Raw genomic sequence first — 13,772 nt, 5'->3', positions numbered from 1 at the left:
TATAGCCGCTTGCACGCGTTTGGCGAGTGCCCTACCCGCCCCATCCATGGTTCAAGCCCTGACATTCGAAGGCCGCAAGCAGCGCGCCCGTTTCCGTGCCTGGCACCGCGGCACGCGCGAAGCCGACTACATGATCGGCGGCTTTTTCGACCGCTATCACGAAGGCTGGGGCGAAGAAGAACTCGGCTGGTTCGAGGCGCTGCTCGAGGAAGACGACGTCGATGTCATGGCCTGGGCGCTGAAGACGCAGGAAACGCCGGTCCGCTTCCAGGGCGCGCTGATGGCGAAGATGCAGCTGCTCGATTACGTCGACATTCCGCGTTGACGGGAACAGGGGGGACGCTATCGCGCTGTCCCTTCGATGCCCGACCTTTCCCGGATCCTCAAAGCCCGCCAGCCGCTGACGCTGGCGCAGGTCGCCCGCGGGGCGCAGCCGCTGGTGATGGCCGACCTTGCGCGCGCCAGCACGGGACGCGCCGTCTTCATCGCGCCCGACGATGCGGCGATGCGGGCCATCACCGATGCGGCGCATTTCTTCGCGCCCGAGCTCGACGTCATCGAATTTCCCGCATGGGATTCGCTGCCCTACGACCGTGCCAGCCCGGCCCTGTCGGTCAGCGCCAAGCGGCTTGCCGCGCTTCACCGCCTGCAGACCGGCAAGGCGAAGGCGCAGCTGGTCGTCACCACGGCCAATGCCGTGCTCCAGCGCGTGCTCACGCCCTTCCGCATTCGCGAGAGCGTGCGCGAGTTCAAACCCGGCACGGAAATCGGACGTGAAAGCCTGTCGCTGCTGCTCCAGAAACAGGGATACAGCCGCACCGACACGGTCATCGACAAGGGCGAATACGCCATTCGCGGGTCGATTGTGGACGTCTTCCCGAGCGGCCTCGACGAAGCCCTGCGGCTCGACTTCTTCGGCGACGAGCTGGAGTCCCTGCGCAGTTTCGACCCGAACACGCAGATGTCCACCGGCAGGCTCGACAGCCATTTGCTGCTGCCTGCCAGCGAGGCGCTGCTCGACGAAGACAGCATCAAGCGCTTCCGCAGCCGGTATCGCGAGATGTTCGGCGCCAATGCCACGCAGGACCCGCTCTACGAAGCGGTCAGCGAGGGGCGCAGGCTCGCCGGAATGGAACACTGGCTGCCGCTGTTCGAAGACCGGCTGGTCACGCTGTTCGACCACCTCGGCGAGGATGACCTCGTCGTCATCGACCAAACTTCGCTCGCTGCGGCGGAAGAGCGCATCAAGGACGTCTCCGACTATTTCGAACAGCGCAAGGCGATCAGCGGGCAGGCCAAGGGCAATTACCGCCCGCTGGCACCTGATGCGCTCTACCTGACGGAAGACGAGTTCAAGCAGGCGCTTGCCGCAGCGCCCGCGCACCGCGCAACGCCCTTCGACGAGCCCGAGAGCGACACGGTGGTCGATTTCGGCTTCCGCTCGGGCCGCGATTTCACGCCCGAGCGCGCACGCGGCGACAATGTCTATCCGGTGCTGGCGGACCATCTGAAAGCACTCGGCAAGGCGGGCAAGCGCCCGCTGCTGGCCGCCTATTCGACCGGCAGCCGCGCCCGCATCGCCTCGATCCTGGAAGAAGCGGGCCAGCCGGTCGCGCTGGCGGACAGCTGGCAGGAAGCGCTCGGTCTCAGCGCCAAAGGCAAGCCCGCCGCCATGGTTCTGCCGCTGGAGGCCAGCTTCGCGAATGACGAGATGGAACTGCTCACCGAGCAGGACATTCTCGGCGACCGCCTCGTGCGCCGCAAGAAGAAGCGCAAGGACGCCGACGCCTTCCTCGCCGAACTGCAGGCGCTCGCTGTGGGCGATCTCATCGTCCATACCGAGCACGGGATCGGCAAGTATCTCGGCCTCTCGCCCATCCAGGTCGGCAAGTCGAAGCACGACTGCGTGCAGCTGGAATACAAGGGCGGCGACAAGCTGTTCATCCCGGTGGAGAACATCGACGTTCTCAGCCGCTACGGCTCTTCCGAAGAAGCGGTCATGCTCGACAAGCTGGGCGGCGAGGCCTGGCAAAAGCGCCGCGCCCGCCTGAAGGAGCGCATCCGTGAAATCGCGGGCGAATTGCTCAAGGTTGCCGCAGCCCGCGCCCTGCGAAAGGCGCCCGTGCTCGCGGTCGAGGAAGGCCCGTACAACCAGTTCCTCGACCGCTTCCAGTACGAGGAAACCGACGACCAGGACCGCGCCATCGCCGACGTCCTGTCCGATCTCGAAAGCGGCAAGCCGATGGACCGGCTGGTGTGCGGCGACGTCGGCTTCGGCAAGACCGAGGTTGCCCTTCGCGCCGCTTTCGTCGCCGCGATGAATGGCCAGCAGGTCGCGATTGTTGCGCCGACCACCCTGCTTGCACGCCAGCATTTCGAAAACTTCAGCCAGCGCTTCAACGGCTTCCCGCTGGAGGTCCGCCGCCTGTCGCGCCTCGTCCCCGCCAAGGAGATGAAGGACACGCGCGAAGGGCTGGAGAAAGGCGATATCGACATTGTCGTCGGCACTCACGCGATCCTGTCGAAGCAGACCAAGTTCAAGAACCTCGGCCTCGTCATCGTGGACGAGGAGCAGCGCTTCGGGGTGAACCACAAGGAAAAGCTCAAGCAGCTGCGCGCCGACGTGCATATGCTGACGCTGACCGCCACGCCCATCCCGCGCACGCTGCAAATGGCGATGACGGGCCTGCGCGAGCTGTCCACCATCCAGACGCCGCCGGTCGACCGCCTTGCGGTGCGCACCTACGTGATGGAATGGGACGACATGGTGATGCGCGAGGCGCTGCTGCGCGAACACCATCGCGGCGGGCAGAGCTTCATCGTCGTGCCGCGCATTTCGGACATGGAGCAGGTGTCAGACTGGCTCCACGAACACGTACCGGAAGTGAAATTCGTCGCCGCTCACGGCCAGATGGGTGCAGGCGAAATCGAAGAGCGCATGAGCGCCTTCTACGAGGGCAAGTACGACGTGCTGCTGGCGACCACGATCGTCGAAAGCGGCCTCGACCTGCCGAGCGCGAACACGATCATCATCCACCGCGCCGACATCTTCGGTCTTGCCCAGCTCTACCAGCTACGCGGGCGCGTGGGACGGTCGAAACTGCGCGCCTACGCCTACCTCACGTATGCCGCCGATACCCAACTGTCGGAGGTGGCGGAAAAGCGCCTCAAGGTGCTGGGCGATCTCGACAGCCTGGGCGCAGGTTTCCAGTTGGCCAGCCACGACCTCGACATTCGCGGCGCGGGCAATCTGCTCGGCGACGAGCAGTCGGGCCATATCCGCGAGGTCGGGTTCGAGCTTTACCAGTCGATGCTGGAAGACGCGATCCTGGCCGCCAAGGCAGGCGAACTGGGCCTCGAGCCCAAGCGCGAGACGGTCAGCCCGCAGATCACGGTCGATGCACCCATCATGATCCCGGAACATTACGTCCCCGATCTTGCCGTGCGCATGGCGCTCTACCGCCGTCTCAACGATGCGGAGAGCAAGGGCGATGTCGAGGCACTGGCGGCCGAGATGATCGACCGCTTCGGTCCGCTGCCTTCCGCGACCGAGAACCTCGTCCGCCTCATCCAGATCAAGCTGCAGGCGATCGAGGCCAATATCGCCAAGATCGATGTCGGCGCGGCCGGCACGCTGGTCACTTTCCACCAGGACGATTTCCCCGACGGCCCGGGTCTCATCGCCTATGTCGACCGGCTGCAGGGGACGGCGAAATTGCGGCCCGACATGAAGCTGGTGATCAGCCGCGCATGGAATTCGCCGGAAAGTCGCCTCAACGGGCTGTTCCAGCTGACGAAGGGGCTGTCGGGCATCGCCCGCAAGTCGAAGAAGCGCGAAAAGCAGGCCGCCTAGGCGGAAGCGAGCGCGAGGAAGTCCGTCACCGCGACGGGTTCTGCACGCAGGAAGCCCTGATAATATTCGCAGCCCTCGGCAGCGCAGAAATCGCGCTGCTTGGCAGTCTCCACGCCTTCGACCAGAACCTTGAGTTCAAGCGCTCGCGCCATGCCCATGATGGCGCGGAACACCGCTTGGTCCCGTTCGTCCTCGGCCACGCCGTCGACCATCGACCGGTCGAGCTTGATGCAGTCGAGCGGCAGCACCTTGAGGTAGCGGAAATTGCAGAAGCCCGCGCCGAAATCGTCGAGCGCGATGCGGCAGTCGAGCAGCTTCAGCTGATCGAGCACGCTCGCCACGCGGTCGAGATCGCCCAGCAGCACCTGCTCGATGATCTCCAGCGTCACGCGTTCGAGGGAAAAGCCGACACGTTCAGACAGGCGCGCGAAATCGAGCGCGAAATTGTCGGCCCCGAGGTCCGCCGGCGTGATGTTGAGCGACAGGCGCAGGTGTGCGGGCCAGTCGCGCGCCTGCTCCATCGCGCGCTGGGCGATATGGCGCGAAAGGTGCGCCGTATGGTCGGCGCGCTCGGCGATCTGGAACAGCGATGCTGCCCCCATGCGGCCGATCTGCGGGTGGTGCCAGCGGGCAAGTGCCTCGGCCCCGATCATCTCGTCGGTGTCGAGCGAATATTGCGGCTGGAACAGGATCTCGATCTCCTCGCCGTCGATGGCCGCGAGAAGGTCGGCTTCCAGTTCGTGGCTCGAGCGCTTGCTCGCTGCGACCGCCCCGCTCGACCATGCGATACGCGAACCGGCGGAATGGCGGGTGCGTGCCGCAACTTCGGACAGGCGGTCGAGGATGGAATCGGCATCGTCGTTTTCGCCGGCCCGCATCAGGGCGAGCCGCGGCCAGAGCCGCAAATTCGCGCCACCTTCGGGATTGGCGATGGGCCCTGCAATCGCATCGGCCAGTGCCTCTGCCAGCCACTGCCAGCGCTCTCTCGTGCACTCTTCGCGCGCCAGCAGCACGAAATTTCCGCCATTGAGCCGTGCAGCCAGCCAGACGCCGCTTTCAAGTTCGTCGGCTGCGAAATGCCGGATGCGCTGGGCCACTTCGACCAGCGCCACGTCGCCTGTGCTTTCGCCGAAAGCGACATTCACAGTGTCGATCCTGCCGATGGTGATGAGCATCGCATGGATGGGACAGTTGCCGGCATAGCCCGGCCATTCCGACTGCCAACGCCACACCGTCCGGCGCATTTGCGCCGGGTCGGCGAGACCCGTCAGAATGTCCCTCGTTTCGTCCATATCCGGCTCAATCGCACGACCCATGCAACACCGCTTATCCCCCTAACGTAAAAATTATGCCACAAATTCCGGCTTTGTTGCCAAATGGGACGCCGTTCCATAGGGATGCGCTCCACTGCCGCGCCGTACCGGCGGGCGAAGACGGGACAGGCAATGGGCGATTACAGCCGACTGGCACTGCTGGTTTCCGATTCCGATCGGGCACAGGAAGCCGCCGAGCAGGTTTTCCGCCCGCTCGCCGACTGGGTCCCGCTGGAAGAGGCGGATGCCGCCGTCGTGCTCGGCGGCGACGGCTTCATGCTGCAAAGCCTCCACGCCATGCTCGATGCGGACCGTATCGTGCCGGCATACGGGGTAAACCTTGGCACGGTCGGCTTCCTGATGAACCGCAACCGCCAGCCCGAACGGCTGCTGGCGCGCATCGCCAAGGCGAAGGAACTGAGCATCAGCCCGCTCGCCATGGAGGCGAAGACGCAGGACGGGCGCACCCAGCGTTTCTGCGCCATCAACGAAGTCTCGCTGCTGCGCGAAACCCGCCAGACCGCCAAGATCGAGGTCTCGGTGGACGACAAGGTGCGGATCAAGGAACTGGTCTGCGACGGTGTGCTGCTATCGACGCCTGCCGGCTCGACCGCCTACAACCTCTCGGCCGACGGGCCGATCCTGCCGCTCGATTCCCAGCTATTCGCACTGACGCCGATCTCAGCCTTCCGCCCGCGCCGATGGAAGGGCGCGATCATCCCTGATCGCAGCTGCGTGACCTTCCGCGTTCTCGAAGCGGACAAGCGCCCGGTGGCAGCCGTGGCCGACCAGCGCGAGCTGCGCGACGTGGCCGAAGTGCGCCTGGAAATCGCGCGCGACAAGGCGCTCACCCTGCTGTTCGACCCGGGGCACTCCCTCGACGAACGCATCGTTGCAGAGCAATTCGTGGTCTGAGTGTGGGCAGCGGTCCACAGCGCCCCGATTTTTTGAAAAACCCGGCTTGCCAAAGCAAATCCTCGCCCATATAGGCGCACCCCTGCCTTCGGGCTGCTCCCCGATAGCTCAGCGGTAGAGTAGGTGACTGTTAATCACTTGGTCGTTGGTTCGAATCCAACTCGGGGAGCCACTATTCTCTTACATTCCAGTCAGTAGGCGCAGCCCCACCCATGCGGTGAGTGCGGCGGTGCCCCAGCGTATCCAGCGTTGCGGCAGGTATTTGAGCGCCAGCAGGCTGCCGATCTGCCCCCCGATCGCTACCGCCACCAGCAGCGGCAGGCCGATATCGACAGCAGCGGCAAAGCGGCCCTCCCCGCCCTTGAGCACCTGGCCCGCCAGCCCGAACATCGAATTGACGAGAATGAACAGGCTTGCCGTCGCGGCCACGGCACGCGCCGAATTCCAGCGTGCAAGGTGCAGGAGCGGGGCGAGGAAGATGCCGCCTCCGATACCCACGATGCCCGCAAGGTAACCTAGCGGTGCCGCCATGAACGGCATGAAGCGCGACCAGCCTGCCGGCTCCCCCTCGTTACCTACCACTGGCAATAGCATGGTCAGCGCGGTCAGCAGCAGGGCAGCGCCCAGCAGAGCCAGGAATGCGCTTTCGCCGATCGGGGTAAGCCCGCCGAGAAAGGCAGCAGGCGCAGCGATGACGGTCAGCAGCAGCGCGCCGCGCCAGGGCGTGACGCCTGCCCGCGCGAAACGAACAGTGCTGCCTGCCACGACCACGATATTGCAGACCAGCGCAATCAGCGGAAGGATGCGGTAGTCTACGCCGGAAAGGGCCAGCATGGCATTGTAGGTGGAGCCGCCACCGAACCCCACGCTGGCGTAAAGCAAGGCCACGATCAGGAATGCAAGGGCGAGCGAGGCCATGGCCCTGCCTAGACCGCTTCGCCGGTGCAGGCTAGCATCGCGCTTCGAGGGGCAGGATCACATGCAAAGCAGCGATATCGTACTGCACGAAGGGCTGGTTCGCGCAGGCCCCGCAGAGGCACGCAAGCTCGGCGATATTACCGCGGACGGGTTCAGGAACGATCCCTTCAACCACTGGCTGTTCGGCAATTTCGCCGGCATCAGCCACCTGTTTCACCTACAAGCGCGGCGCATCTACGCCCCCCGCGGCTATTGCTACACGCATGGCAATGAGGGCGCCTGCATGTGGATGCTGCCGGGCGGCGACGCGAGCTTCAGCACGGCGGATTATGCAGCTTTTGCCCTGCCCACGCTGTTCAAATGCGGGCCGGGAGCGGTGCGGCGCGGCATCATGACCGGCGAAGCGATGGACAAGGTCCACCCCGATTTCGAGCATGCCTATTTGTTCAGCATTGCCGTGCGTCCAGGCGCGCAGGGTAAGGGGCTTGGACGCAAGCTTATCGCGCCCGTGCTCGCAGCCTGCGACCGCTTGGGAGTTCCGGCGTACCTTGAGAATTCGAACCCGGCCAATGCGGGGTTCTATGGCTCGCTCGGCTTCGTGGTGTGCGGGGAAATCAGGCCGACGCCCGACGCCCCGCCGCTGGTGCCGATGGTGCGCGAGCCGCGCAGCGCCTGAACGCCGCGCGGCCCATTACCTGACGATCAGGCCTGCGCTCCGACCGAGCCGTGGCAGTGCTTGTACTTGCTGCCCGAACCGCAAGGGCACGGCGCATTGCGGCTGATTTCCATGCCGGCGAAGGGATTGTCGGCACGGGCCGTCCCGCCAGGGCTGGCGGCAGCACGCGGGCTTCCGGCGAGCGAGCCGAACAGGTCTTCGCGTTCTGCCGAACCGTCGCCGTCGTTCGAATTGTCGTCGCCGGTCAGCGGGTCGATATGGCCCGTCAGGAAGTCCGGCAGTTCGGGCAGGTCGACCTGCGGCAGCGGCGCCGGCTCTGCCAGTTCTATCCGCAGCAGCTTGGCCGTCACATCTTCGCGCAGCTTGTCGAGCATGCGTTCGAACAGGGCGAAGGCTTCCTGCTTGTACTCGTTGATCGGCTGCTTCTGCGCGTGGGCGCGGAGCCACACCACCTGGCGCAGTGCGTCGAGCGTAGAGAGGTGTTCCTTCCACTGGTGATCGAGTTCCTGCAGCAGCAGGCTCTTCTCGATCCGGCGCCACAGGCCGGCATCGGCCTTGCCGATCTTGGCTTCCATGCGCGCATCGGCTTCGGCGGCGATCCGTTCTTCGATCAGCTCCGGCTCGATCTGGTCTTCCTGCAGCCATTCCTCGTAAGGGAAAGTCAGGCCGAAGACTTCCTCGACGCGTTCCTTCAGGCCTTCGATGTTCCACTGTTCCGGATAGGAACCCGGCGGGCAGTTTTCCGACACGATGGCGTTCACGGCATCGCGGCGCATGTCGATGACGACATCGTCCACCGCTTCGCTGTCCATGATTTCCGCGCGCTGTTCGTAGATGACCTTGCGCTGGTCGTTCATCACGTCGTCGTACTGCACGACCTGCTTGCGGATTTCGTAGTTGCGCGCCTCGACCTTCTTCTGCGCCGTCTCGATCGCCTTCGACAGCCACTTCGAACCGATGGCCTCGCCATCTTCGAGGTTCGAATTCATCATGCGGGCGAACAGCGTGTCCGGACCGAAGATGCGCAGCAGATCGTCCTCGAGGCAGAGGTAGAAGCGCGACAGGCCGGGGTCGCCCTGGCGGCCCGAACGCCCGCGCAGCTGGTTGTCGATGCGGCGGCTTTCATGGCGTTCCGTGCCGAGCACGAACAGGCCGCCCGCGTCGAGCACGCGCTGCTTTTCCGCGGACACCTCGGCCTTGATCTTGGCGATGGCCGCATCGCGCTCCGGCCCGTCGGGCATGTCGCGCAATTCGTCCTCGATGCGGAATTCGACATTGCCGCCCAGCTGGATGTCGGTACCGCGACCGGCCATGTTGGTGGCGATGGTAACGGCGCCGATACGGCCCGCCTGCGCCACGATGTGCGCCTCGCGCTCGTGCTGGCGAGCGTTGAGGACCTCGTGGGTCACGCCTTCCTTGTCGAGGAAGCTGGAGAGCAGCTCGCTCTTCTCGATCGAGACAGTGCCGACGAGGACCGGCTGGCCGGTTTCGTTCTTTTCCTTGATCGCCTTGGCGATGGCTTTGAACTTGTCCTGCGTGTTCTTGTAGAACTCGTCTTCCTCGTCGACGCGCTGGACGGGCACGTTGGTCGGGATCTCGACCACGTTCATCTTGTAAATGTCCCAGAATTCCGCGGCTTCGGTTGCGGCGGTGCCGGTCATACCCGACAGCTTGGGATACATGCGGAAGTAGTTCTGGAAGGTGATCGAGGCGAGCGTCTGGTTCTCCGGCTCGATTTTCACGCCTTCCTTGGCCTCGACCGCCTGGTGCAGGCCGTTCGACCAGCGGCGACCGTCCATCATGCGGCCGGTGAATTCATCGATGATGACGACCTTGTCGTCCTTCACGATGTAATCCGTGTCCTTCTTGAACATGATGTTGGCCTTGAGGGCCTGGTCGAGGTGATGGACGACCTGGGTGTTCTCGACGTCGTAGAGATTGTCGGTTTCAAGGAGGCCCGCATCCTTGAGCTTCTGCTCGATGGCGTCGGTGCCCTCTTCGGTCCAGGTGATGTTCTTGGTCTTCTCGTCGGCCTCGTACCATTCGGGTTCGAGGTTCTTCACGATGGCATCGACCGCGACGTAAAGCTCGGACTTGTCCTCGGTCGGGCCGGAGATGATCAGCGGGGTACGCGCTTCGTCGATCAGGATCGAGTCCACTTCGTCGACGATCGCGAAGTTGAAGGGACGCTGCACCATCTGGCCGCGCTCGTGCTTCATGTTGTCGCGCAGGTAGTCGAAGCCGAACTCGTTGTTCGTACCGTAGGTGATGTCCGCGCCATAGGCGTCGCGGCGTTCGAACTCGTTCAGGTTCGGGACGATCACGCCGATCGTCAGGCCGAGGAACTGGTGCAGGCGGCCCATCCATTCCGCGTCACGGCGGGCGAGGTAATCGTTCACGGTGACGACGTGGACGCCCTTGCCCTCGATGGCGTTGAGGTAAGTGGCGAGCGTCGCCACCAGCGTCTTGCCCTCGCCCGTACGCATTTCAGCGATTTCGCCGCGGTGGAGCACGATGCCGCCGATCATCTGCACGTCGAAGTGGCGCATGCCCAGCACGCGAACCGATGCCTCGCGCACGGTGGCGAAGGCTTCGGGCAGGATGTCGTCGAGCGTCTGGCCATCGGCCAGCATGGCGCGGAACTTGTCCGTCTGCGCACGCAGTTCATCGTCGGAAAACGCCTGGAGCTGCGGTTCCAGCGCGTTGATCTGGTTCACGATCTTGCCGATCGACTTGACGTAACGGTCGTTGGACGAGCCGAACAGGGACTTGGTGATGGTCTTGAACATGGTGGGGCAACAGCCTCGGATACGAATGATGGAATGCGGGCGTCGATCAGACGCGCCAATGTAAGGAAAATGCCCGCGCACGCAGTGGTGCCGGGCAGGAAACCGTCAGGTCTGGAAAAACGCTATTCGAAAGCGCGGTCGGGCCCGAACATCACCGTCGGGATATAGATCACGACCGGCTGCTGCGGCTTGCACGGCGTCAGCTTGTCGGTACGCGACTTCTGCTTGCGCTGCCGTTCCGCGCATTGCGACTGCGCGTCCTTGGCATCGTCCTGGTCGGCACGCTGTTCGACACCGACGCCGACCGATCCTTCGAACGCCTGCGCAGGCGCGCCGAGCGCGGCAAGGCCGGTCAGGAGCGCGAGAAAGGCGAGGAAACGGGCGATCATCGTGCGGCTAAGATAAGTGCTGATCGTCATGCCGTCCACCCCGCTGTCGGTTTTACCCGCGAAGAGGCTTGCCTGCCGAATATGAAACTTTCTTGAACGGGGTGCGATCAGTCATCGACCGGCAGGCGCTCGATCTTGTGGGTCATGCGATAGCGGCGCTCTTCTAGCGTGCCGTCTTCGGCCCGCGGAGGCTCGAAAGTCGGTGCGGCTTCGCAAGGATCCTTTTCCGCATCTTCGGGCGCTCCGGTCACCGTGCATTCGCTTACCGAGCCGTCGCGAGCGATCACGAATTCCATCACGATGTTGGTTTCGACGGGCAGTTGCGTCGCGCTCGGCAGGGTGAACCGCACCGCCTGTTCATACAGCGATGCGACCGGCACGCCCTTGGCGTCGCGGGCCGGTTTGAACCGCGCGCGTTCCATCAGTTTCTCGCACGCCGTGCGGTCGAGTTCGGAGACTCCGCTGCTGGTGACGATCTCGCACCGGCTTACCCGGCCAGTCGGCTCGATCGTCAGGTTCGTGACCACGCGGCCCTTGGTACCCGCCCGTGCGGCCCAGCTCGGATAATCGTCCGTCGTCACCCATGTGCCCGGGTTCGAGGCAGGCTCGGCCTTTTCGGCCGGATCCTCGACCACCTCGCGCTTGGTGGGGTTCAGCTCCACGACCTGCGCCGCGAGCGGCGGAGCGAAGGCGAGCGAAATCAATGCGATCGGATATTTCATTGCGTCCCCCCAAGGCGGGCGCCGTCCGGAACGGACGGACCTGCTTGCGTCAGGGGAGGCGATAAAGGGCGATAGAACTTGACGCAACCGGCCATCCCAATAAGCCGCACCGAATGGACCTGACCCCTTCCCCGCTCGCCAAGCCCTTCCCCGCCATGCCCGCCATCGACGGTGCCGTGCTGCGGGTGGCACGCGCGCGCTACAAGGAATGGGACCGCGCCGACCTGACCTTTGCCGAACTGGCCGAAGGCACCAGCGTCGCCGGCGTGTTCACGAAGAGCGCCTGCGCTTCGAGCGAAGTGGAACTGGGCAGGCAGAACGTCGCCAACGGCCATGCACGTGCGCTGGTGGTCAATGCCGGCAATTCCAATGCCTTTACCGGATACCGAGGGCAGGAAGCTGTGGTGCAGATCATGGACCAGGTGGCCCAGGCGCTTGGCTGCCCGGCGGAACAGGTCTTCGTGTCCTCGACCGGCGTGATCGGCGTTCCCCTGCCCAAGGACAAGGCGCGCGCGGGCGTTGCCGCGGCTCTCGAAGCGCAGCCGTGCAGCTGGGAAGAGGCTGCGAGCGCCATCGGCACGACCGACACCTTCACCAAGGGCGCGCATGCATCGGCGCTGGTCGGGGGTACGCGGGTCGAGCTTTGCGGCATCATCAAGGGCAGCGGCATGATCGCGCCCGACATGGCGACCATGCTCGGCTACATCTTCACCGATGCGGCGGTGGAACCGGCACTTCTCCAGCAGATGCTATCGCGCGCGAACAGCGAAACGTTTTCCTGCATCACGGTGGATGGCGACACCTCGACCAGCGACACGGTGATGCTCTTCGCAACGGGCATGGCAGGCAATCCAGTCATTTCAGATTGGGAGAGCGCCGGCGCGGATGCCTTCTATTCAGCGCTTCTCGAAGTGTGCCGCGAACTTGCGCAGCTTGTCGTTCGCGACGGAGAAGGCGCGCAGAAATTCATCGAGATCGCGGTGACCGGCGCAATCGGTGATGCCAGCGCGCGCAAGATCGCCATGTCGATCGCCAATTCGCCGCTCGTGAAAACCGCGATTGCCGGCGGCGATGCCAATTGGGGCCGCGTGGTCATGGCAGTGGGCAAGGCAGGCGAACCCGCCGACCGCGACCGCCTCTCCATCGGCTTCGGCGGCACCTGGGCCGCGCGCGACGGTCAGCCCCTGCCCGAATACGACGAGGCTCCGGTTGCTCGTCACCTCGAAGGACAGGACATCCGTATCGACGTGGACCTTAGCCTTGGCTCAGGCCACGCGACCGTGTGGACCTGCGACCTGACGCACGGATATATCGACATCAACGCGGACTACCGTTCTTGAGCGCGCTCGACGCCGAGATACTCGCATTGATGCGGAAGGTGTCGAAAACGGCGATCCTGCCGCGCTTTCGCAATCTTTCGGCGGGCGAAGTCGAGGACAAGGGCGGCAACGATCCCGTCACCATCGCCGACCGCGAATCCGAAAAGCTCCTGCGCGAAGGCCTCATGCGCATCGATGGCTCGTTCGCCTTCGTTGGCGAGGAAGCGGCGCACGAAGACCCCACTGTGCTCGACCTGCTCGACCAGCCTTGCTGGATTGTCGATCCGGTCGACGGGACGCGCAATTTCGCCAACGGCCACGGCCCGTTCGGCGTTCTCGTCGCTCGCGCGGAAGGCGGCTTCACCCAGTCCGGTTGGATCTACGATTGCCTGACGGGCCGGTTCTGCTCCGCCCATCGCGGCAAGGGTGCCTTCATCGATGGCGAGCGCGTCATCGCCAAGGGTACCGGACGCGCGCCGCCGGTTGCGGCGATCTCGCTCGTGTACATGGAAGAAGCGCGCCGCGAAGCCACGAAGCGCCATATCGAGCCAAACTACGCGCTCGTCGACATACCCTACTGCGCTGCCGAACAGTATCCGCGCCTCGCGCTGGGCGAAAACGACGTGTCGATCTTCGAGCGCACGCTCGCGTGGGACCACGCCGCCGGAGTGTTGTGGCTGGAAGAAGCGGGCGGCAAGGCGGCACGCCCGGATGGCTCCCCCTACCGCGTCGACGAACACGGGCGGACCGGTCTCCTTGGTGCCTCCAGCCCAGCGCTGTGGGACGAATTGGCGGCGCTTTACGCGCATTTATGACGGAATTCCGACACGCCTGCACATCGGGTGGCAACGCGAAACCCTTTCCAATAGCGCACGCTC

Annotated in this window: 11 protein-coding genes and 1 tRNA gene; 7 read left to right on the top strand and 5 right to left on the bottom strand. The window is 64.5% G+C overall.

The features are described 5' to 3' along the window. Positions 1-46 precede the first annotated feature (46 nt). Positions 47-325: a succinate dehydrogenase assembly factor 2 gene (locus LC083_RS11380; protein ID WP_160606549.1), complete on the top strand. Its 279-nt coding sequence runs from the start codon at positions 47-49 to the stop codon at positions 323-325. Between the two features lie 36 nt (positions 326-361). After that, positions 362-3,853 carry a transcription-repair coupling factor gene (gene mfd / locus LC083_RS11375; protein ID WP_226700483.1) on the top strand — a complete coding sequence of 1,164 codons (3,492 nt, stop codon included), beginning with the start codon at positions 362-364 and terminating at the stop codon, positions 3,851-3,853. On the opposite strand, the gene LC083_RS11370 is transcribed toward mfd, so the two are convergent. Next, positions 3,850-5,169 (bottom strand): GGDEF domain-containing phosphodiesterase, encoded by a 1,320-nt coding sequence (locus LC083_RS11370; protein ID WP_226700482.1) that lies wholly within the window; start codon positions 5,167-5,169, stop codon positions 3,850-3,852. The two genes, mfd and LC083_RS11370, sit on opposite strands and share 4 nt — an antisense overlap. A gap of 129 nt (positions 5,170-5,298) precedes the next feature. Between LC083_RS11370 and LC083_RS11365 the strand changes: the two genes are divergently transcribed. Both LC083_RS11365 and LC083_RS11360 read left to right on the top strand, forming a co-directional pair. Beyond that, the gene (locus LC083_RS11365; RefSeq protein WP_226700481.1) at positions 5,299-6,081 is read left to right on the top strand and encodes an NAD kinase; all 783 of its coding nucleotides are present in this window, start codon (positions 5,299-5,301) and stop codon (positions 6,079-6,081) included. 97 nt (positions 6,082-6,178) lie between these two features. After that, positions 6,179-6,253, top strand: a tRNA-Asn gene (locus LC083_RS11360). Positions 6,254-6,261: 8 nt separating this feature from the next. Here LC083_RS11360 and LC083_RS11355 read toward each other — a convergent pair. Beyond that, on the bottom strand, positions 6,262-6,999 hold the full coding sequence (locus LC083_RS11355; RefSeq protein WP_226700480.1) for a sulfite exporter TauE/SafE family protein: 738 nt from the start codon (positions 6,997-6,999) through the stop codon (positions 6,262-6,264). Between the two features lie 61 nt (positions 7,000-7,060). Here LC083_RS11355 and LC083_RS11350 point away from each other — a divergent pair, with 61 nt between their 5' ends. Then, the gene (locus tag LC083_RS11350) at positions 7,061-7,675 is read left to right on the top strand and encodes a GNAT family N-acetyltransferase (protein ID WP_226700479.1); all 615 of its coding nucleotides are present in this window, start codon (positions 7,061-7,063) and stop codon (positions 7,673-7,675) included. Positions 7,676-7,701: 26 nt separating this feature from the next. Here the strand turns inward: LC083_RS11350 and secA are convergent, their stop codons facing one another. The 3 genes from secA to LC083_RS11335 form a co-directional block, all read right to left on the bottom strand. Continuing rightward, positions 7,702-10,464 (bottom strand): preprotein translocase subunit SecA, encoded by a 2,763-nt coding sequence (gene secA / locus LC083_RS11345; RefSeq protein WP_226700478.1) that lies wholly within the window; start codon positions 10,462-10,464, stop codon positions 7,702-7,704. A 122-nt stretch (positions 10,465-10,586) separates the two neighbouring features. After that, a complete protein-coding gene (locus LC083_RS11340; protein WP_160606448.1) occupies positions 10,587-10,883 on the bottom strand; it encodes a hypothetical protein in 297 nt (98 codons plus the stop codon). Positions 10,884-10,960: 77 nt separating this feature from the next. Further along, on the bottom strand, positions 10,961-11,575 hold the full coding sequence (locus LC083_RS11335) for an energy transducer TonB (RefSeq protein ID WP_226700477.1): 615 nt from the start codon (positions 11,573-11,575) through the stop codon (positions 10,961-10,963). Between the two features lie 113 nt (positions 11,576-11,688). Between LC083_RS11335 and argJ the strand changes: the two genes are divergently transcribed. Continuing rightward, positions 11,689-12,915, top strand: a complete 1,227-nt coding sequence (gene argJ, locus LC083_RS11330; RefSeq protein WP_226700476.1) for a bifunctional glutamate N-acetyltransferase/amino-acid acetyltransferase ArgJ — start codon at positions 11,689-11,691, stop codon at positions 12,913-12,915. Further along, positions 12,912-13,709: an inositol monophosphatase family protein gene (locus LC083_RS11325; protein WP_413469458.1), complete on the top strand. Its 798-nt coding sequence runs from the start codon at positions 12,912-12,914 to the stop codon at positions 13,707-13,709. The genes argJ and LC083_RS11325 overlap by 4 nt, the downstream gene beginning before the upstream one ends. Positions 13,710-13,772: the final 63 nt, after the last annotated feature.

The organism is Qipengyuania gaetbuli (assembly GCF_020524765.1).
GTDB classification, from domain to species: Bacteria; Pseudomonadota; Alphaproteobacteria; order Sphingomonadales; family Sphingomonadaceae; genus Qipengyuania; species Qipengyuania gaetbuli_A.
Note: the sequence above shows the minus strand (reverse complement) of the source record. Positions and strands in the feature narration are given on the sequence as shown.

What these genes read in the sequence shown, in the direction of transcription:
- LC083_RS11335 (WP_226700477.1), bottom strand. Translation starts at nt 11,575, where the DNA reads ATGAAATATCCGATCGCATTGATTTCGCTCGCCTTCGCTCCGCCGCTC.
- LC083_RS11380 (WP_160606549.1), top strand. Translation starts at nt 47, where the DNA reads ATGGTTCAAGCCCTGACATTCGAAGGCCGCAAGCAGCGCGCCCGTTTC.
- secA (WP_226700478.1), bottom strand. Translation starts at nt 10,464, where the DNA reads ATGTTCAAGACCATCACCAAGTCCCTGTTCGGCTCGTCCAACGACCGT.
- LC083_RS11355 (WP_226700480.1), bottom strand. Translation starts at nt 6,999, where the DNA reads ATGGCCTCGCTCGCCCTTGCATTCCTGATCGTGGCCTTGCTTTACGCC.
- LC083_RS11350 (WP_226700479.1), top strand. Translation starts at nt 7,061, where the DNA reads ATGCAAAGCAGCGATATCGTACTGCACGAAGGGCTGGTTCGCGCAGGC.
- LC083_RS11365 (WP_226700481.1), top strand. Translation starts at nt 5,299, where the DNA reads ATGGGCGATTACAGCCGACTGGCACTGCTGGTTTCCGATTCCGATCGG.
- argJ (WP_226700476.1), top strand. Translation starts at nt 11,689, where the DNA reads ATGGACCTGACCCCTTCCCCGCTCGCCAAGCCCTTCCCCGCCATGCCC.
- LC083_RS11370 (WP_226700482.1), bottom strand. Translation starts at nt 5,169, where the DNA reads ATGGGTCGTGCGATTGAGCCGGATATGGACGAAACGAGGGACATTCTG.
- mfd (WP_226700483.1), top strand. Translation starts at nt 362, where the DNA reads ATGCCCGACCTTTCCCGGATCCTCAAAGCCCGCCAGCCGCTGACGCTG.
- LC083_RS11340 (WP_160606448.1), bottom strand. Translation starts at nt 10,883, where the DNA reads ATGACGATCAGCACTTATCTTAGCCGCACGATGATCGCCCGTTTCCTC.